General features: G+C 64.3%; 15 protein-coding genes. 7 read left to right on the forward strand and 8 right to left on the reverse strand.

Features of this window, described 5'->3' with window-relative positions; genetic code table 11:
- Positions 1 to 195: 195 nt before the first annotated feature.
- Positions 196 to 1,263 carry a fatty acid desaturase family protein gene (locus tag ACOJSJ_RS11645; RefSeq protein ID WP_420145223.1) on the forward strand — a complete coding sequence of 356 codons (1,068 nt, stop codon included), beginning with the start codon at positions 196 to 198 and terminating at the stop codon, positions 1,261 to 1,263.
- A gap of 265 nt (positions 1,264 to 1,528) precedes the next feature.
- On the opposite strand, the gene lptG is transcribed toward ACOJSJ_RS11645, so the two are convergent.
- Both lptG and lptF read right to left on the reverse strand, forming a co-directional pair.
- A complete protein-coding gene (gene lptG, locus ACOJSJ_RS11650) occupies positions 1,529 to 2,629 on the reverse strand; it encodes an LPS export ABC transporter permease LptG (RefSeq protein ID WP_420145145.1) in 1,101 nt (366 codons plus the stop codon).
- A gap of 3 nt (positions 2,630 to 2,632) precedes the next feature.
- On the reverse strand, positions 2,633 to 3,859 hold the full coding sequence (gene lptF / locus ACOJSJ_RS11655; RefSeq protein WP_420145146.1) for an LPS export ABC transporter permease LptF: 1,227 nt from the start codon (positions 3,857 to 3,859) through the stop codon (positions 2,633 to 2,635).
- A 129-nt stretch (positions 3,860 to 3,988) separates the two neighbouring features.
- Here lptF and ACOJSJ_RS11660 point away from each other — a divergent pair, with 129 nt between their 5' ends.
- Positions 3,989 to 4,483: a DUF2141 domain-containing protein gene (locus tag ACOJSJ_RS11660; protein WP_420145147.1), complete on the forward strand. Its 495-nt coding sequence runs from the start codon at positions 3,989 to 3,991 to the stop codon at positions 4,481 to 4,483.
- 11 nt (positions 4,484 to 4,494) lie between these two features.
- Positions 4,495 to 5,463, forward strand: a complete 969-nt coding sequence (locus ACOJSJ_RS11665) for a diacylglycerol/lipid kinase family protein (protein ID WP_420145148.1) — start codon at positions 4,495 to 4,497, stop codon at positions 5,461 to 5,463.
- Positions 5,464 to 5,883: 420 nt separating this feature from the next.
- On the opposite strand, the gene ACOJSJ_RS11670 is transcribed toward ACOJSJ_RS11665, so the two are convergent.
- Together ACOJSJ_RS11670 and ACOJSJ_RS11675 are read right to left on the reverse strand one after the other, a co-directional pair.
- Complete coding sequence (locus ACOJSJ_RS11670; protein WP_420145149.1) at positions 5,884 to 7,428, reverse strand: M20/M25/M40 family metallo-hydrolase; 1,545 nt, start codon at positions 7,426 to 7,428, stop codon at positions 5,884 to 5,886.
- Between the two features lie 16 nt (positions 7,429 to 7,444).
- Positions 7,445 to 8,455: an alpha/beta hydrolase gene (locus ACOJSJ_RS11675; protein ID WP_420145150.1), complete on the reverse strand. Its 1,011-nt coding sequence runs from the start codon at positions 8,453 to 8,455 to the stop codon at positions 7,445 to 7,447.
- A 151-nt stretch (positions 8,456 to 8,606) separates the two neighbouring features.
- Here ACOJSJ_RS11675 and ACOJSJ_RS11680 point away from each other — a divergent pair, with 151 nt between their 5' ends.
- Positions 8,607 to 9,893, forward strand: a complete 1,287-nt coding sequence (locus tag ACOJSJ_RS11680) for a spinster family MFS transporter (RefSeq protein WP_420145151.1) — start codon at positions 8,607 to 8,609, stop codon at positions 9,891 to 9,893.
- Between the two features lie 164 nt (positions 9,894 to 10,057).
- On the opposite strand, the gene purU is transcribed toward ACOJSJ_RS11680, so the two are convergent.
- A complete protein-coding gene (gene purU / locus ACOJSJ_RS11685; protein ID WP_420145152.1) occupies positions 10,058 to 10,915 on the reverse strand; it encodes a formyltetrahydrofolate deformylase in 858 nt (285 codons plus the stop codon).
- 111 nt (positions 10,916 to 11,026) lie between these two features.
- On the opposite strand from purU, the gene ACOJSJ_RS11690 reads away from it, so the two are divergent.
- The gene (locus ACOJSJ_RS11690) at positions 11,027 to 12,538 is read left to right on the forward strand and encodes an amidase (protein WP_420145153.1); all 1,512 of its coding nucleotides are present in this window, start codon (positions 11,027 to 11,029) and stop codon (positions 12,536 to 12,538) included.
- A gap of 6 nt (positions 12,539 to 12,544) precedes the next feature.
- Here the strand turns inward: ACOJSJ_RS11690 and ACOJSJ_RS11695 are convergent, their stop codons facing one another.
- Positions 12,545 to 13,750 carry an MFS transporter gene (locus ACOJSJ_RS11695; protein WP_420145154.1) on the reverse strand — a complete coding sequence of 402 codons (1,206 nt, stop codon included), beginning with the start codon at positions 13,748 to 13,750 and terminating at the stop codon, positions 12,545 to 12,547.
- Between the two features lie 144 nt (positions 13,751 to 13,894).
- Between ACOJSJ_RS11695 and ACOJSJ_RS11700 the strand changes: the two genes are divergently transcribed.
- On the forward strand, positions 13,895 to 14,830 hold the full coding sequence (locus ACOJSJ_RS11700) for an AEC family transporter (RefSeq protein WP_420145155.1): 936 nt from the start codon (positions 13,895 to 13,897) through the stop codon (positions 14,828 to 14,830).
- Positions 14,831 to 14,882: 52 nt separating this feature from the next.
- Here the strand turns inward: ACOJSJ_RS11700 and ACOJSJ_RS11705 are convergent, their stop codons facing one another.
- Entirely contained in the window at positions 14,883 to 15,311 is a 429-nt protein-coding gene (locus ACOJSJ_RS11705; protein WP_420145156.1) for a DoxX family protein, read from the reverse strand.
- A 423-nt stretch (positions 15,312 to 15,734) separates the two neighbouring features.
- On the opposite strand from ACOJSJ_RS11705, the gene ACOJSJ_RS11710 reads away from it, so the two are divergent.
- A complete protein-coding gene (locus ACOJSJ_RS11710; RefSeq protein ID WP_420145157.1) occupies positions 15,735 to 16,331 on the forward strand; it encodes a response regulator in 597 nt (198 codons plus the stop codon).
- 278 nt (positions 16,332 to 16,609) lie between these two features.
- Here the strand turns inward: ACOJSJ_RS11710 and ACOJSJ_RS11715 are convergent, their stop codons facing one another.
- Positions 16,610 to 19,696, reverse strand: coding sequence for a sensor histidine kinase (locus ACOJSJ_RS11715; RefSeq protein WP_420145158.1), 3,087 nt, complete (start codon positions 19,694 to 19,696; stop codon positions 16,610 to 16,612).
- Between the last annotated feature and the right edge of the window lie 341 nt (positions 19,697 to 20,037).

Genomic DNA, 20,037 nt, shown 5'->3' on the forward strand with positions numbered 1-20,037 from the left:
CCTTGTTTGCGCAATGTCAATCACGCGCGCGTTTCGGGGGGCCAGGAGGTTGTCTGGAAAATGCGCTTTTGGTGAGTCCGCACCGGCCCGCATCAAAATGCGCCCTTTCGCGCATCTTCCAAACAGCCTCCAACATGGTGAATATGTCATGGTGCTGCCATGATCTCAGCGCATTTGGAGGCTATTGGCACCGTCATGACTGTGCATGATCCCATTCTTGCCGCGGCGCAGAAAGCGCGGGCGGCCATTCCCGACGATACGGTGATGCTGCGCGCGGCCGCCGATCTGACGCGTGAATTTTCCACCGCCAACCCGCGCATCTACTGGACCGACCTGTTGCTGTCGTCACTGGTGGGTTGGGGCGCGATGGTGGGCGCCATATGGGTCGACAATGTGGCGGTGGCCATATTGTGCGGCGTGGTGGCGATGCTGGCGCTGTATCGCGCGGCCAGCTTCATCCATGAGCTGACCCATATCCGCAAGGGCGCTCTACCCGGTTTCCGGCTGTGGTGGAACATCATCGTCGGCGTGCCGCTGATGATCCCGTCCTTCATGTATGAGGGCGTCCATACCCAGCACCACCAGCGTACACGGTACGGCACGGCGGAAGACCCCGAATATCTGCCGCTGGCGCTGATGAAGCCATGGTCGCTGCCGCTGTTCATCATCGTGGCGTCGCTGGCGCCGATCGGCCTGATCCTGCGCTTTGGCATATTGACGCCGCTGTCGCTGATCGTCCCGCCGTTGCGGGCGAAGGTCGTGGCGGAATTTTCGGCCCTGTCGATCAATCCCGCCTATCGCCGCCGCGCGCCCGAAGGCGAATTTGCGCGTCACTGGATGTGGCAGGAAGTCGGCGCGAGCCTGTTCGCACTGGCGCTGATCGGCAGCATATTCGCATTCGGATGGAAGCCGCTGCTGGTCTATATGGCGATCCATTCGGCCATGACCGTCATCAACCAGCTGCGCACGCTGGTCGCCCATCTGTGGGAGAATGAGGGAGAGCCGATGACCGTGACCGCGCAATATCTGGATTCGGTCAATGTGCCGCCGCCCGGTTACCTGCCCGCATTGTGGGCGCCGGTGGGGCTGCGTTACCATGCGCTGCATCACCTGCTGCCCAGCGTTCCCTATCACGCGCTGGGCAAGGCGCATGCCCGGCTGATCGCGACGCTGGATGCGCAGTCGCCCTATCATCGCGGCAATTACAGGGGGATGATGCCGCTGGTCGGCAAGATCGCCCGCAGCACGATGGCCGCGCGGTAAGGGCGTCGCGATCCAATATTACGAAAAAGGCGGCGGATGGCGAAGGTCCGCCGCCTTTTTCATGGGCGGCGCGTGAAATATTTTCGGTTGCGCCTTGAAACCGGATTTGAGCGACCCATATCGGGGCTGTTCCGGTTCTTCCCCTCCCCCCTCAACGAGGGATCGGAACGCCCCCTCTGGAAGGCCCCGCGCGACGTCCCTTGGTCGCCGGGGTCTTCTTTATTTCAGGGGTAGGTGCGCCACAGGCACATGCCGGGACGGACGCCTATTCCTCGGTGCGGAACAGCACCGTTTCGCCCACCAGCAGGAACAGGAAGAAGGGCGCCCAGGCGGCCAGCACCGGCGGATATGCGCAAAGGCTGACCATCGCGAGCGAGAAATTGTCGGCGACTAAATAGGCAAAGCCCAGCGCCATGCCCATGACGGCGCGGATGAACAGCTGACCCGAACGGGCCAGGCCGAACGCCGCGACCGAGCCGAGGATCGGCATCAGCAGCGCGGAAAGCGGACCGGACAGTTTGTGCCACAAATTCCCTTCCAGTTCGGCAGTGGGGCGACCGGCATCGTGCAGATCGGCGATGGCGGCCTGTAATTCGGTGAAGGTCAGCGCGTCGGGATCGACTTTTGCCAGAGTGAACTGGTCCGGGCGGATGTCGCGGCCGAACCGCACCGTGCCGACATTGCGCATGGTGCCGCGCGCGACGTCGAACTGACGCGCATCTTCCAGCAGCCAGCTTTGCGAAGCGGCGTCATAATGGCCACGTGGCGCCTGAACGATGGTCGTCAGGCTGTTGTTCACGCGGTTGTAGATTTCGACCTTGCGCAGCTGTACTTCTTTGCCGCGCCCGGCGACGATCGCCACATTGACGAGATTGTTGCCGTCGCGGACCCATGGATTGGCCTTTACCCCGCTGTCCGGCGGGATCGGGCCATAATCCACCGCCTGCCATGCACTGAGCGCGGCGGTCGAGCGGGCGACGATACGTTCGTTGAAGACGAAGCTGAGGATCGACACGCCCAGCGCCGCGACGACCAGCGGGGCCAGTATCTGATGCGCGGACAGGCCCGCCGACTTCATGGAAATGATTTCGCTGTTCTGGTTGAGCGTCGCCAGCATCACCAGCGTCCCCAGCAGCACGGAAAATGGCAAAAATCGGGCAATGATCTGCGGCGCGCGCAGCCCGACATAATGCCATAATTCCGGATCGCCATTGCCGGGATAGGCGAGCACGTCGCCCGATTGCCCCAGCAGGTCGAGCGTCTGGAGCACCACAACCAGCAGCGCCAGCACTGCGAAGGTGCGCGTGAGGAACAGGCGCGCCATGTACCAGCTGATCTGGCGCGAGGGGAAGAAGTTGAACTGCATGGGTCAGGCCGCTCCTTGTCCGGTCGCATCGGCCGCGGCGGGATCGCGGCGGCGACCAAAGCGCAGCAGGCGCACCACCTGCTTGCCGAGTTTGGAGAAGGCGACCTCCAGCGCGCCAATGGGCTGGCCGCCGGGGCGGTGGGCGATCACATGATACATCCACAGCACAAGGCCCGACGCCAGCAGGAACGGTCCCCACAGGGCGATGATCGGATCGACCTTGCCCAGCGCGCCGATGCCTTCGCCATATTGGTTGATCTTGTGATAGGTGACGATGAAGACGATGGAGAGGAACACGCCCAGCGCCGATGTCGAGCGCTTGGGCGGAATGGCGAAGGCCAGCGCCGCCAGCGGCAACAGCAGCATGAACACCACTTCCACCATGCGATAATGGAAATTGGCGCGCACTTCGGCCTTCAGCTTGTCGGGCGTGGCGGGGTTGCGGCCGATGACCATCAGTTCGGGAATCGTCTTTTCCCGGTCGACGTCGCGGCCACGGAAATTCTCTATCTGCGGCAGGTCGATCGGCAGGTCATGGCTGGAAAAGGACAGGATGCGCGGCGTCTTATATTTGGGCGCGTCGTTCACCAGCACGCCGTCGCGCAGGCGAAAGATGATGACGTCGGGATCGTCCGTGGCAAGGAAGGTGCCCTGGGCCGCGGTGACCGCCACCGATTGACCGTCGCGGCTGACGGCGCGCACGAAAATGCCCTGAAGATTGCGGCCTTCATCCTTGCTGCGTTCGATGCGCATGGTCATGCGCTTGCCCAGAGTGGTGAACTCACCCACCTTGATCGAGGCGCCGAGCGCGCCGGACCGCAATTCGAATCGCAGCGCTTCATAGGCGTGGCGCGACAGCGGCTGAACGAAGCCGACGATGCCGAAATTGAGCAGCGCCAGCGCGATGGCATATATATAGGGCACGCGCAGCAGTCGGCCGTAGGACAGGCCGACCGCGCGCATCACGTCCAGTTCGGATGACATGGCCAGTTTGCGGAACGCCAGCAGGATGCCCAGCATCAGGCCGATGGGGATGCCGAGCGAGAGATATTCGGGCAGCATGTTGGCGAGCATGCGCCACACGACGCTGACCGGTCCCCCTTCCGCCGCGACGAAATCGAACAGGCTCAACATCTTGTCGAGCACGAGCAGCATCGCGGCGATCACGAGCGTGCCGAGCATGGGCACCGCGATCAGGCGGGCGAGATAACGGTCGGTGGCGGTCAGCATTCTCTAAGTCGTCGTCCCATCACCATGTTTTGGCCGCAAACCCGGCCCATATGCGAGTCAGGTCAATAGTGGGGCGAACAGGGGCTCGCCATCCGATCCATGCGGGTGGCTATAGCTTCCAGGAGTCTGATGGTCATGGTAAAAGTTGCAATGGGTCTGATGTCGGTGGCAGCGATGATCGCTGCGGGTCCGGCCATGGCCCATGGCCAGGAAATTTCGAACGACCTTGCACGCTGCGGCGCGGATGCCCGCGGTCCCGCGGTGCTGGTCGATGTGCGCGGCTTTGCGGCCAATACGGGCAAGGTGCGCATCCAGTCCTATCCCGCCACGAAATCCGCCTGGCTGGCCAAGGGCGAATGGCTGAACCGAATCGACACATTGGTGAAGCCCGCCAACGGTTCCATGCGGTTTTGCATGCCGGTGCCCCAGCCGGGTCAATATGGCATCGCCGTACGGCACGACCGCGACGGCAATGGCAAGACCGACATTTCGCGCGACGGCGGCGGATTTTCCAACAATCCGTCGATCAGCATTTTCAACCTGGGCAAGCCGGGTGTGGAAAAGGCCGCCTTTCAGGTCGGGCCGGGCGTGACGAAAATCACGATCAACCTCAAATATATGTGATCCGATAAACCATGGTCAGCGTCGCCCTATTGTCCAATCCCAAATCCACGGGCAACCGGCAGACGCTTCCGCGCGTGCGCAGTTACTGCGCCAGCAATCCGGACATCTTCCATTATGAAGTGGAACAGGTGGACCAGATCGGCCGGGCGTTCCAGACCATCGCCCGCGTCGATCCGGCCGTCATCGTCATCAATGGCGGCGACGGCACGGTGCAGGCGTCGCTGACCGAACTGTATCAGGGCGAACATTTCAAGGGGCGCGTGCCGCCTATCGCGGTGCTGCCCAATGGCAAGACCAACCTGATCGCGCTGGACCTTGGCATTCATGGCGACCCGATCAAGGCGCTGGAAAAGATCGTCGAGATCGCCAAGTCGGGCGTCGAGGACCATGTCGTGGCGCGCGAACTGATCGCCCTGTCCGACGGGCAGGCGGAAACGCGACCGGTGCTGGGCATGTTTCTGGGCGGCGCGGGGCTGGCCGATTACATGCTCTATTGCCGCAACCAGATCTATCCGCTGGGCCTGTCCAATGGCCTGAGCCACTTCATCACCGCCATGGCGGTGGTGGTGTCCCTGCTGTTCGGCATCCGGGCGAGTTTCCTGCCGCCATCGGGCAATCCGGTGCGCATTTCGCTGATCCGCGACGGCCAGCTGGTCGGGCGGTTCGCTGTGCTGATCGTCACCACGCTGGAAAAGTTGTTGCTGGGCGTGCAGCCAGGCGGCAGCGCGCGTGGCAACATGAAGCTGATGGCCGTGGACCAGAGCCTGCCTGCGCTGTTGCGCCTGATCTGGGCCAGCCTGTTCAAGCGAGTCGGCAAGCAGACGATGCAGGGCATCCATCTGGAACAGGGCGACACCATCCGCATCGAAGGCGACAAGAGCAGCGTCATTCTGGACGGCGAACTGTTCGAAGCGTCCGAAGGCAAGCCCATCGTCCTGCGATCGACCCAGCCGGTGCCGTTCCTGCGACTGGCGGCGTGAAGGACGCTCTGGCGACGGCCGGAGCATATTCCAAGCGGACGGCATCGCCTGCCGGATCGGACCATGCGGAAACCCGGAGAGAAATGGAGCATGATCCGATTCAATCCGGTCGGATCATGCCCTGATAAGCGCACCGCATGTCTTTATTCCTGAACCCTGGTTGCCGTGCCGCCGCAGGGTGTTGGGAGGCAGGCGCTCCCCCAGCGACATCTCAGGCGATGACGCGCCAGACCCATGAAGATGCCAGCCTTCGCCGGCATGACGAATGGGGTCCGCTTCGGGCCAGAATCCGCCATCGCCCGCGCCGCCCCGCTGGAGCGCGCTGCGTTAAATGGGGCGCAGGTCGCGCTCTTAGTTTTTGTTGTCGCATCCTTTTAAGCGGAAAACCGGTTCCCACTTTTCCGCACGATGCTCTATATGTCAGAGCGGGACGCGGGCGATCTGGGCCATGAAGTCGATATAGGCATAGGCGGCCTGCGCCATGCCAAGGATTTTTTGCGGGTTGGCGCTGTCGATCAGATAATATTCGTCGGGCGCATGCGCGTTGGCGCCATGGCCAAGGCCGAACTGACCCGCAGGCAGGCGCACCGGATCGCCGGTGAAGACCACGCCCGGCCATGATCCGGCAAGGCGCGGATAGACGATGACGGGGACGCCCGCCCGTTCATAGGTGCTGACGCAGGCGCGCACCAATGCGCTGTTTTCCGCCGTTTCGGTGGGATCATATCCGCCGGTCACATCGATTTCCACGTCGCCATAGCCATGCCGGTCGAGATGCGCGCGCAGCAGGCGCAGCGTGTCGTCCTTCGTCATGTCCGGCACCAGCCGCATTTCGATCTTGGCAGCAGCACGGGCAGGCAGGACGGTCTTGCCGCCCGGCCCGGTATGGCCCGATACCAGCCCCTGAATATTGACGGTCGGCTGTTCCGACAGGCGGGTCAGCGTATCCGTCCATGGCAGGTCGTCCACCCAATGGGTGACGCCGCGCGCTTTCTTGTAGCCCGCTTCGTTGATCTGGCGCGCGGCCTGCGCAATGAGTTCGCGGTCGCGCGCGCTCATCGGACGGACCTTGTCCATCAGGCCGTCGATGGTCGGGCGGTTGCCGCCATCGGTCGTCAGCGTGGACAGCGCGCCGATCAGCCGCCAGGCGGGGCTGTCGACGATGGCGGCGTCGCTGGAATGAATGTCGGCCTGAGGCCCCCTGCCCCACGCCTTGCCCGACACGACCAGTTCAAATTCCAATATGCCCTTTGCCCCCAGTTTCACCACCACGCCGCCATCGACCGGGCTTTGCCAGCTTTCGGGGATGATGACGCCGACGCATTTGCGCAGGGCGGCAAGAACCTGTGGCCGGGCCACGATCTCATGGAAATGGGGGGATGCGATTTCCTCCTCCCCTTCGGCGACCAGCACCAGATTGACGGGTGGCTTTCGCCCCAGCGCGCGCAGGGCGTAGAGGCCCGCGAGCAGCGTCGCCTGTGGTCCCTTCTGATTGAGCGCGCCGCGCCCGACCATCACCGTGCCCAGATTGGGCCGATCCACCAGCCGCCCTTCCAGCGGTGGGGACGACCATTCGGCCGCGTCGAACTGTTTCACGTCATACATGAAATAGAGGCCGAGCGTGCGCGGCGCGCCCACATCCAGCGTGGCGAACACGCCCGGCGCGCCGCCGGTGGGGATGATGTCCGCCCGGTCGAAGCCCGCGCCCAGCGCCAGATCGCGCATGAAGGCGGCGCCCCGGTCCATGTCGCGCCCCTCCGCAGCGATGGAGGGCAGCGCGATCCATTCGCGCAGCCGGTCGATGGCCGCCGGTTGCCCTTTCATGATCGCCTGCCTGAGCGCATCGTCCCCACTGCCGGCAAAGGCACTGCCCGGCAGGGACGCGGCCAGCATGCCCGCCATGCCGCCCCGCAACAGATCGCGGCGCGGCAGGCGAAGGGCGGAAGGGGCGGAACGGTCGGTCATGACGGGCCTTTCGCGATCAGGGCGCCTTGGGCGCGGCAGGGCCGAAGAGGATGCGAATGCCGCCGGTGATCTGCGCGGGGACCATGCCGGAATGGCCCGCATCGGCGATGACCCGATGCGTCACGGTGACAAGGCCCGGACGCGCGGTGGCGGTCGCGTCCAGCAGGTTGAGCGCCCGGTCGAGCGCCGCCTGCCCGCCGCCCAGAGAGGCGAGCTGAGTCAGTTCATAATCGCCATGCGCTTCATAGACGCGGATGTCGCGGCGATCGGGCATTTTTGCAAAGGCGTCGATCAGCGCGGGGATGCGGTCGCCATACCAGTCGCTGGTATAGCTGCCGATGCTGTAGCGGTTGAAGGACGACCCCATCAGCAGCGCGTAGCTGACGAATGCGCCGCCCACCGAATGGCCCGACAGGCCCATCGTGGCGGTATCGACGCGGTAACGCCCCTTGAGCGTGGGCAGCAGCTGCTTTTCCAGAAAGGCGAGAAATTTGGGCGCGCCGCCATAAATGCCGCTGGTGTCGAGCGCGGTCCATTCCGCATCGCTCATCCCCTGCGCCTTGAACCCCTTTTCCAGATAGGGGACCATGCGGGCCTTGACCGAGGCGGGGACATTGTCGGGCGTGTAATCATACAGACGCTGCGCCTGATGGCGGATCGCAGGCCCGGCGGCGGCCACACCCACGACGATCATGTCGTCGACCAGCGAATCGCTGTGCACCAGCCGGGCGGCGGTGGCGGCCAGCGCGAACTGGGATTGGCCGTCCAGCTGAACCAGCAAGGGATAGGCGCGCTTTTCCCTGTCATAACCGGGCGGCAGCGACACCCATATGTCGTAATCGACGCCATTGCTGTTCGCGTGCAGGGTGAAGCGCTGAACCCCGTCCAGATAGGTGCCCGTCCAGACATTGGCACCCGTCGTCGCGGGCGCAGGTGCGGCGGGGCGCGGTTGCGCGGGTGCCGCCCTGCCCGATCCGGCCATACCGGTTCCGGCCACGCCCAGCGCGGCCAGCATTGCGATGGTCATGAAGCTTTTCATCGATAACCCTCCGGCGCGCCATGGCGATGGATGCCGTCCGCGCAGGGGGATTAGACGACCGAGTCATTTTAAATGCAATACTGTATTTATTTGAGCCTGCGCTTGTGCCAAGCTGATCATGATGATCAATGGAGCGCATATGACCGAAGCGGACCAGCCCCAGCCAGCCTATCAGCTTTATTCGGCGCGCCAGCGCTGGTTCTTCCTAGCCCTGCTGTTTCTGGCGAGCATGTGGAATTATGTCGACCGCGCGGTGATGTCGGTATTGATCCAGCCGATCAAGGCGGAATTTCAGGCGTCCGACGCGCAGATGGGACTGCTGACGGGGTTCGCCTTTGCCGCGTCCTATGCGATATTCGGCATACCGGTGGCGCGCCTGTCCGACCGGGGCGACCGTCGAATCATCCTGACGGTTTCGGTGGCGATATGGAGCGTGCTGACGGCGGCATGCGGCGCGGCCGCGAGCTTTACGCAACTGGTCGCGACGCGGCTAGGCGTGGGCGTGGGCGAAGCGGGCGCGATCCCGCCCGCACAGTCGCTGATCGCCGATTATTTCCCGCCAGAACAACGCACAAGGGCACTGGCGGTGTTCATGTCATCGGCCATGTGCGGGTCTTTCATCGCGCTGACCATCGGCGCGCAGGTGGCCGAATCGCATGGCTGGCGCATGGCCTTCATCGTGCTGGGCCTGCCCGGACTGGTCGTCGCGATGCTGACCGGCCTGTTCCTGAAGGAGCCACGGCGACGGATGCGCGCGGCGCAGGTGGCAAAGGCCGGGGGCGAGAGTTTTGCCGACAATCTGAGGGCGCTGGCGCGCAAGCCGAGCTATATCTTGGCCAATGTCGCCATGACGCTGTATTTCCTGGTCGCCTATGGCGCGACCAGCTGGTTTCCGGCCTATCTGGGCCGCGTGCTGGGCATCGGGCTGGGCCAGATCGGCGCCAGTTACGGCCCGGTCGTGGCCATCGCCGCGCTGATCGGCACATTGGGCGGCGGCGTGCTGACCGACCGGCTGGGCGCGCGTGACCGGCGGTTGCTGGGATGGGCGCCGGGCGCGATATTGCTGCTGTGCTGGCCGGTGCTGGCGATCGCGCTGATGACCGACAGCTATGTCGTATTCCTGATCGCCGCAGCCATCGGCACGGCCGGGATTTACGGGGCGTTGCCGGGCATGTTCGCGATATTGCATTCGGTATGCGGATCGCCGCGCCGGGCGATGGCCGTGGCGATCGTCTATTTCTTTTCCAACCTGCTGGGACTGGGTTTCGGCCCGCTGATCACCGGATTGCTGAGTGATGTCTTCACCGCCGCGCATGGGCCGGTGGGCCTGCGCTACGCATTGATGGCGGGGACTTTGTTCCTGATCCCCTGCGCCATCGCGCTGGCGGTAGCGGGCAGCCGCAGCCTGCACGATCTGGAGGATTGAAAAGACGAGGCGTCGCGTTCCTAGAGCATGATCCGTTCATACCGAATCGGATCATGCTCTATTTACTGTTTTCCGCATTTCCCGAGCCAGCAGATGATGCCATCTGCTTCGAAAATGCTTCAGGGTGAAACGCGACGCCCCGATCAACCATGATCAGGCCGCGATCAGCACAGCACCACGGTCCGCGCGCCGTTCATCAGCACGCGATGTTCGGCATGCCAGCGCACGGCGCGGGACAGCACCGACGCTTCGACTTCCCGCCCGATCGACACCATTTCATCGGCCGTCGTCGCATGGCTGACGCGGCGGACATCCTGTTCGATGATCGGCCCTTCATCCAGATCGGTCGTCACATAATGGGCGGTGGCGCCAATCAGCTTTATGCCGCGCGCATGCGCCTGATGATAGGGTTTCGCGCCCTTGAAACTGGGCAGGAAACTGTGGTGGATGTTGATGCAGCGGCCCGACAGGCGGGCGCACATATCCGCCGACAATATCTGCATATAGCGGGCGAGCACCACCAGTTCGGCGGCACTTTCATCCATGATGGCGGCAAAGCGCGCCTCCTGCGCGGCCTTGCCTTCCGCCATCGGCAGATGATGGAACGGCACCTTGTACCATTCGACGATGCCGCGCGCGGCATCATGGTTGGATACGACGCCGACAATCTCTATCGGCAGCGCCTTCATCGCCTGTTTGTGCAGCAGGTCGATCAGGCAATGGTCGAATTTCGACACCGCCACCAGCACCCGCATCGGCCGGCGCAGATCGCGCGCGCTCCATTCCAGCCGGTGCGTGGCCGCGGCATCGTCCATGATGGCGGAAAGGTCGGGCAGCCCCGCCGCGGCATGGGCGATTTCCATGCGCGTGAAGAAGGTCGCGCTGTCGGGATCGCCATAGACGGACGCATCGCGCACGTCCCAGCCGGTATCGGCCAGAGCGGTGGTGACGGCGGCCAATATGCCCGGACGGTCGGGTGAACTGAACCGCAGGACGATGGATGATGGGATGGGATGCGCCAAGCTCTTTTCCTCTGCTAGACAGGATGGGTTGATGACGGCGCCCTAATAACATACACAACTGTATGTTCAACAGGCGACGCTCAGATCGTTGCCATGCCATGGGGATGCCGGATGACCGCCGAAGCCGTTTCGATCGACACCGCCTATCTGGACGCGACCGGGCAAATGGATCTGCTGAACCGGGGACAGATCAGCGCGGCGGCGCTGACCGAAGGGGCGATCCGGCGGATCGAGGCGCTGGACGGCACGATCAATGCCGTGGTGGTGCGCGATTTCGATCGGGCGCGGGTAGCGGCGAAAGCGGCTGATGCAGCGCGGGCGAAGGGCGCGGTCGCGCCGCTGCTGGGCCTGCCCATGACGATCAAGGACAGTTTCAGCCTGACCGGCCTGCCCACCAGCTGGGGCGACCCGGCCATGGCGCAATGGATGCCGCCGCATACGTCGCTGTGCGTCGAGCGGCTGATCGCGGCCGGGGCGATCATATTGGGGAAAACCAACACGCCGCTGCGCATGGGCGACCTGCAAAGTTTCAACGCGATCCATGGCACGACCAGCAATCCATGGGATGCCGCGCGCACCTGTGGCGGGTCGTCGGGCGGATCGGCGGCGGCGCTGGCGGCGGGTTATGTGGCGATGGAGCTGGGGTCCGACTTTGCCGGGTCGTTGCGCATTCCCGCGCATTTTTGCGGCATATATGCGCATCGGCCGTCGATCGACCTGGTGCCCACGCGCGGCGGGGGACCGCCCAAGGCGCCCGCGCTGCCCGAACGGGGCGATTTTTCCGCTTATGGCCCGATGGCGCGGAGCGCACGCGACCTGATGCTGGGGCTGGACGTGCTGGCCGGTCCCGACCCGCTGACCGACGGCAAGGCCTATCGCCTGACGCTGCCCGCGCCACGGCATGACCGGTTGCGCGATTACCGGGTGCTGATGCTGACCGATCACCCGCTCTATCCCACATCCCATGCCGTCCGCGCGGCGTGCGAGACGCTGGCGCAGCGGCTGACGCGCGAGGGGTGCGTGGTGACGCGGACGTCCCCGCTGATGCCCGATCTGGAGATGTTGACCATCACCCATATGGAATTGCTGGGCGCTTTCCTGTCGGAGGCCGCGCCACGGACGATGGCGGAGGAAATCAGCGCCTATGTCGGCCAGCCGCAACCGCAGGCCAGCCCCCTGCACGTCGCGCGCATGCGGGGACTGGTGATGGCGCATCGCGACTGGCAGGCGACGCGGCGGCGGCGCGCCGCCCTGACCGAACAATGGCGGTTGCTGATGCAGGATTTCGACATCGTCCTGACGCCGGTATCGCCCACGGCGGCGATCCCGCATGATCAGCATCGCACCTTTCTTCAGGATCTCAAGCCCGACCGGATTGCGCACCAGATCGATGTGGACGGGCGGCCGATGAATTATGACGACCAGATGGTCTGGGCCAGCGCGTCGGTATTGCTGGGCATACCGGCGACAGCGATGCCAGCGGGCCTTTCGCCAGAAGGGCTGCCGGTCGGGGTGCAGGCGATGGGCGGCTATCTGGAGGATCGCACCACCATCCGTTTCGCGCAGCTGGTGGAACAGGCGATGGGCGGGTTCGTGATGCCGACGCCGCTGCGCCCCGGCTGAACCGGATCATGCCGCAGCGCGCAGCGGCAGCAGCCGGACCAGCAGCGCGCCCGCGATCGTGCCCAGCGCCACTATGGCGACGATCGCCCCGCCATCCATATGCGCCGCCGCCAGCCTGCCCGCCAGCGCCGCCGCAATGACGCTGCCCATGCGGCCGCAGCCCAGCACCAGGCCCACGCCCGTCACGCGGATCGACGCGGGGAACAGCGTGGCCATCATGACGTACAGGCCGACCATCGCGGATTGCACCAACGCGAAACTAAGGATCAGCAGCCCCGCCAGCAGCGGTGGATGCGCGGCCGACAGGCCGAACAGCGCGGCCGCAGCGCCGCCGCCAAGCATCACGGCAATCAGCAGATGGCGCACGGGCATTCGCATGGCGAGCCAACCCAGCGTCAGGCCACCGGCGATCCCCGCCAGATTGCCCGCCAGCGCCGCCCCCTGCGCCATGGCGGCGGATGCCCCCGCCTGCACCATCAGGCGCGGCAGGGTGCCCAGCACATAACCCAGCGTCGCGACATGCAGCGCGTAGATCAGCGCCATGCCCGCGACGGACAGGATCGCCCGGCTGGTCAGGACGGTAACGAGCGGCACCCTGTGCCGGGGATGGGGCGCAGGCGATGCCAGCACCTGCGCGGCAAGCAGCGCGGCGATCAGGGCCGCGCCCGCCCCGGCAGCCAAGCCAGCGCCCCAATGGACGGCGCCAAGCGCAGGCCCGCCCAGCATCGCGGACAGCGCGCCGATGCCATAACCGGTCAACATGATGGCGACGGCCAGCGGACGCCGCCCATCGGGCGCGGCCTCCGCCGCGATGACGTCCGTCAGGGGCAGCAATATGCCGATGCCAAGCCCCGCCAGCAGACGCGACAGGATGAGGGCTGAGACAGGGAAAGTGACAGTGCAGCCGACCATGGGCAGCAGCAGGCCCAACGCGATGGCGAGCGCGGCGATGATGGCCACCGGCCGCCGCCCCGCGCCGTCCGCGACCTGCGCCAGCAGCAGCGATCCGGCCGCCATGCCGGTCAGCCCCCAGGCCGAGGCGGCGGCGATGTCGGCGGCGGTCCCGACCCCGGCGGCGATCATGGCCGGCCCGACGACCGCCATGATGGTGAGACCATAGCCGTTCAGGATGTTGAGAAGCAGGGCAACCGCCACCATGGACCAGCGCATTGTGTCAGCCGATGACGGGTCGGATGGATGAACCGGTGCCATATGATTTCCCCTTGCCCACGCCCGATGCGCGGTTGCGTGACGATTTAAATACATCTATGCATGTAAATCAATGATTATTCCTGCATCTGTCTCCTTCGCTGTATCGCCGCGCCGGTCGCGGGCGGCCCAAGCGGCGGTCCACCCATGATCGCATCCTTCTTTGCGACGCTGCCGATCTTTGCCATTATCGGCGCGGGATGGCTGTTGCGTGCATCGGGCATCGCGCAGGATGAAGCCGCACGGGAAATGAACAGGTTCGTCGTCTATCTGGCCCTGCCCGCCCTGCTGTTCAGGATCATCGGCGATACCGACCCGCATCTATTGTGGGATACCGGTTTCTTCCTCTGCTTTACCGGCGGCAGCCTGATCGCGATGGCGCTGGGCATCGGCATTGCGAGATGGACGGGCGCGCCCTTTGCCAATGCGGCGCTGGACGGGCTGAATGCGGGCTATGCCAATACCGGCTTTCTGGGCTTTCCATTGATGCTGGCGACGCTTGGCCCATGGACGCAGCCGATGACGCTGGTCGCATCGATGGTCACGATATGCGGCCTGTTCGCACTGGCCATGGCGCTGGTGGAGGCGGGGCTGGCGCGCGACAAGCCATGGACGATGGTGGCGCGCGGCATAGGGTTGGCGATCCTGAAAAACCCGGTCGTGCTGGCGCCCGCGCTGGCGCTGGCCATGGCGATGCGCGGATGGCACCTGCCCGCGCCAGCCCATCATTTCATCGACTTGCTGGGTCAGGCCGCATCGCCATGTGCGCTGGTGTCGCTGGGCCTGTTTCTGGCGAACCGGCATGAAGGAACGGCGAGCAGGGACGGCGGGCTGACCGCGATTATGGTGGCCGTAAAGCTGCTGTTCCAGCCGCTGGCGGTATTCGCGCTGTGCCGCGCCTTTGGCTTGAGCGGGCCGATGACGACATGCGCAACGTTGCTGGCCGCGCTGCCGACGGGTACGGGGCCGTTCATGCTGGCGGAACTATACGCCATCAATCGCACCCGCACCGCGCGCATCATTCTGGCGTCGACCCTGGGTTCGATCGTGACGGTGCCGCTGCTGTTCCACTGGCTGGGCTGATCATCGCGGGCGGGCGCATCGCTGCCCCTGCCCGGCGCTGTCCCCCGTGCCGTCAGATATTGTCGATGCTCCAGCGGCCGCCGCCCAGCGCCACCAGTTGCAGCAATCCGCCGATTATCGCGATATTCTTGAAAAAGAACAGGAATTGCGTCTGATCCGCCAGCTGATTGTGAAAGATGATAGCGGTGGCGAGGGTGAAGAGCGCCATGATCGCGGCCACGGCCCGCACCTTGTACCCCACGACCAGCAGCGCGCCGCCGATCAGTTCGACAAGGATCGCCACGCCAAGCGCGACAGCGGGAAATGGCAGGGCGGCGGCATCGATATAGGCCAGCATCTGATCGGGCGCGCTGAGTTTGGCGAAACCGCTGAGCAGATAGAGTGGCGCGATCATCAGCCGTCCGACCAGTTGCAGCGCGTCGGACAGCGCCATCGCCCGTGGATCGATACGCCGATCCCTGTCTGTGGGAGTGGGATTCATGTGCGGCTCCTCTCCGGCCCGTCGCGTGACAGGCCGTCATGATGAATGACCGCCCGCCTGACGGCGAAGGCCGAAAGACGGGCAATATCGTCGGGTTACGAAATGGCGCCGATCGCGGCGGCGCGGACCGTCAGTCATCCATCGAACGTTCCAGGCCCGACGTCCCTATGACCCCGGAAGTGAGGCCGTAACGGCATCCGGGTGATCCGCTCCAAAGTCACCATGATGCATGGCAACGAATCCCACATGATGCGACGACAGGTTCGGCGGCGGCGGATAGGTTGGAAATACCCAAGTGGGTCAACAGTCCAAATATAAATCTGTCGCGTTAAGAAGCATTTGCAGTTAGAAACATTTCAGCCCGTAAGAGGAAGTGAGCCGGGTGTCATGGCGGTTGCCCTAGATCCTATCAAAGTTTTGGTCGTGGACGACCATCCGCTGCTTCGCGACGGCATTTCCGCCCTGATCGATGGTCAGGGGGACATAGCGCTGTGCGGTGAGGCTTCGAGCGGTGCGGAGGCACTGGAGCGTTATCGCGCGCTGCGCCCCGACGTGACGTTGATGGATTTGCAGATGCCGGGGATGAACGGGCTGGACGCGGTCATCGCGATCCGCAGCGAATTTCCCACCGCCCGCATCATCATCCTGACCAATTACAAGGGCGATGTGCCCGCCCGCGCCCTGTTGCGCGCCGGGGCGAGCGGCTATCTGCTGAAAAGCGGGGTGCGCACGCAATTGCTGGACGCCATTCGCAAGGTCTATATCGGCAGCACCTATGTGCAGAGCGAGATATTGGACGATTTCGAACAGCACCCGGTCAGCGAACATCTGAGCAGTCGCGAAATCACGATTATGCGCATGGTCGCACGCGGCCTGACCAACAAGGAAATCGCAAAGGACATCGGCGTTTCGACCGAAACGGTGAAGGTCGCGCTGAAAAATGTGTTCTTCAAGCTGGACGCGACCGACCGGACCGAAGCGGCCATCACCGCCACGCGCAGGGGCTTTCTGGAGCTTTAGGGCTTAAAACGATGCAACAACAAAAGCTTAGAAAGCGCGACCTGCGTTCCATTTAATGCAGCGCGCTCTAGGACGTTGCGCCGTCATCCGGAACAGATGACGGTTCGCACAATGCGGCCAGCAAACGACGTTGAGAGCATGGCGGCGATCCCCGCCCCGACATGTTTCCCGGCATGACCCGGCCGGGGCGGGGGCGGTCCATGCCGCCAGCTTCCTCTCTTGCCCACATAATGCGTGCCACCGCCTGTATCGGGCGATCTCGACACGTTCCTGCCGCGTCACAGGCGCGGCCATAGCCGGTCGAGCCAGGCGCGCCAGCGCACCTGCCGTTCATAGGCGATGGCGCCGGGGATTTCGAGAATGACTTCCGTCCCCTCCGCCTTGTGCCCGCGCAGAGTGAGCTTTCCACCGATCACACGGGCGCGTTCGCGCATGCCGACAAGGCCGAAATGCCCCTCTCGCTGGCCGCTGTCCAATATTTCGCCCGGAATGCCGCGGCCATTATCCTGCACCCGCAGGCGGAAGGTGCGGCGGCCGTAGGAGGCGACCAGTTCCACCTCGCTCGCTTCGGCATGGCGGCCGACGTTGAACATGGCTTCCCCCACGATCGCCTTGATTTCCGTCAGGGCGAGCGGATGGATCGCCTGTATCGCGCCCAGTTCCGTGATCAGCACGTCGACCGATTCATCCAGCAACGCGTCATCGACCGCATCCTGAAGCATGCGGCGCAGGTCGGCCGCGCCATCGGGCGTGCGCAGATCGCGCACATTTTCCCGCCCGCGCATGACCAGTTCGTCCGCCCTGTCCAGCGCCTCTTCCAGCGATCGCCGTTCGGGGCTGCCCGACACCAGCCGGTTGGCGACGGCCTGAATACGGAACATGAAACCCTGAACCCCCTGCAACAGCGTATCGTGCAGGTCGCGGGCAATTGTTTCGCGTTCCATCAGCCGCTGTTCCAGCCGGTTGCGCATCTGCGCCGCGACCTGCGCCGAACGCAGGACGAGCAGCAGCCAGATGATGAGCACGCCGGCAATCGCCAGCGCGACGAAGAACCAGATCGACTGGACGAAGGTCGGCACGACTTCGATGTCGACAGAGGCACCCTCATCATTTTCGACGCCATCTTCATTGGCAGCGACGACCGTGAAGCGATAGCGCCCCGGCGGCAGATTGGTGTAAAATGCCTCCCGCCTGTGGCCGCTGTCGATCCAGCCCTTGTCCTGTCCCTCCATCCGGTACCGCGCTCTGGTCCGGTCGGGGTTGGACAGGCTGAGAACCGCGAAGTCGATTTCGACGTCGGCTTCGCCCGATTCCAGCCGGATATGATGCGGATCGCGAAAGTTGCGTTGCCCCACGCGCACGCCGCGGATCGACAATTTGGGCGGGAAGGGATTGCGCGTCAGCCGGGCCGGATCGATCCAGGCCGTGCCCGACTGCGTCGCGATCCACAGCCGCCCGTCCGCGCCCTGAACGATCGAGCGGCGGCTATGGTCGTGCGGCATGCTGACGAGGCCGGAATCTTCATCGAACAGGTCGAATTTCGGGCGCATGACCGGGTTGGCAAAGGCAGCCTCCGCCTGCGTGGCGGGGATGCGGATGATGCCCGCGCTGCCGCCGAACCAGTGATCGCCATCGGCCGTGACGACGATGCCGTTCACATTCACCAGTTCGGGCACGCGATCCTTGCCCAGCCGCTGCCATTTGCCCGCGACGCGGCGCGCCACGCCCTGAGGCCCGCCGACATAGAGGGTCGAACGCAGCGGACCGGACGCGGGAATGTAGAGCGTGACGGGCTGAGGATCCTGTATCTTAAACGGGATCGGGATGCTTTCGCCGCCGCCAGCCCCCCCACCCGGCGTGGCGTAGCGCAGTTCATGATAGCTCCACTGGGCCAATATCCGCCCCTGCGAATCGGCGATCATCGAACGGGGGCGGAAATCCGGTCCGGTCTTGCCGAACATCGCTTCCCATTTGCCGTCATGCAGACGGAACAGGCCACCGCGCGCTGCGCTGATCCAGTAGTCGCCATGCGCATCGAACGCGCAGTCATAGAGCGTAATATCGGTCGGGACATCGGGCCTACGTCCCACGACCTTGCCGCCGCGCAGGATGACCACTTCGGTATCGAGCGTCAGCCAGAGATCATCATTGGGCGCCTGACAGAGGGTGCTGGGCAGAATGTCGGACGAGAATATCCGTTCCGGCCGCTCGCCCGGCCTGACGTGAAAGAGATGCTTTGCCTGTATGATGAACAGGCTGCCGTCGCGGGCCGGGACGATGCGGTCGCCAAAGACATGCGGATCGTCCAGCCGGGGTTCGGACACGATGGAGGCGCGGCGGAAGCGGTCTATCCCCTTTTCCGTGCCGACCCAGATATTGCCTTCCAGATCCTGAAAAAGGCGTTCGGTGATGTTGGATGTCAGGCCGTTCTGAATGGTGAAGCGTTCCACCCGGTCGGACGCGTCAGCCGCGCTGGTCGCGCCGCGCGGATCGGGCCGGGTGATGCGCTGAACACCGCGATATTCGGTTGCCATCCAGAAATGGCCGGACCGGTCGAACATCGTATAGCCGCGTATCTGGGGCTTGTCCGTCGCATAGGGGAAACGCAGCGGCGGCGGCGATCCGCGCCCCCGGTCACCGGTAATCGGGTAGGTGCCGCGTTGATCGCTGAGCCAGATGCGCCCCTGCGGATCTATGGCGAGGCGCGCGATCGTGGCGCTCCACGGCATGACCGGCCGAAATCGGTCGCTGCCCGTATCGAGCCGCAGGATGAATTCCGCATGGGTCAGCCACACCACCCCGTCGGCGGTGATGGCGATGTCGAACGGATTGCCCGACGGGATGCCGTTATGGCGGCCATAGATGGTCCAGCGCCCGCCCCTGTAGCGCAGCAGCGGTTCATCCTCCGCATCGGTGAGCACCCAGATCGATCCGTCCGGCCCCTCCTTCATCGTCGACACGCGATGCGTGACCGGCGATGGCGGCAGCAGCGTCAGGCGGCCATTATGATATATGGCGAAGCGATAGGAACCGGCATAATTGGTCCAGACATCGCCATTGCTGGCCACCATGACGGCCGATGGCGCGCCCTGATTGGCGAGGGGCGCAGGCAGCGATTCGAACCGGATGCCGTCGAACCGGTACAGCCCCTGCCCCGTCGCGAGCCAGAGGTAGCCGTCCTTGCCCTGCGCCACCGAATAAATCTGTATGGGGGAATCGCGTTCCCGCCCCCATTTCTGATGAGTGTAGGCGGAAAAGGCCGATGGCGCGGCATAGTCCGCGCCGATCAGCGGAGCCGATGGCGCGAGCGCAACGATCAGCAGCGGCACAATCCTGACGATCAACTGTTCCAGGCGATTGCGCATGGCTAAACCACCATTCCCCACACCGCCACGCGCTTGTCATTCCGCATCGTCATCGACCGGCTGCGCCCCTGCCCGCCGATACGGTCATTTTTCGCACCGATCCATGCTGGCCCGCGAAGGCGCGAACACACCCTTGTAAACGGGGCAGACCGTTCGATGTTGGTGCAAATCGGCCGGTTATGGGCAGTCGCACCAGTCGGTCGTGTCCGTACCATGTGCGCCCATGGCAGGCGTCGAAACAAAGCACGAATCCCATTGCTGAAGAATAGCGCCTAATCCACCGGATTTCATACGAATATTGCACGCGCGAGCAATTGTTCGCGACAATCGCGGAGGACGGA

Source organism: Sphingobium sp. (assembly GCF_048594625.1).
In the GTDB taxonomy this organism is placed as follows: domain Bacteria; phylum Pseudomonadota; class Alphaproteobacteria; order Sphingomonadales; family Sphingomonadaceae; genus Sphingobium.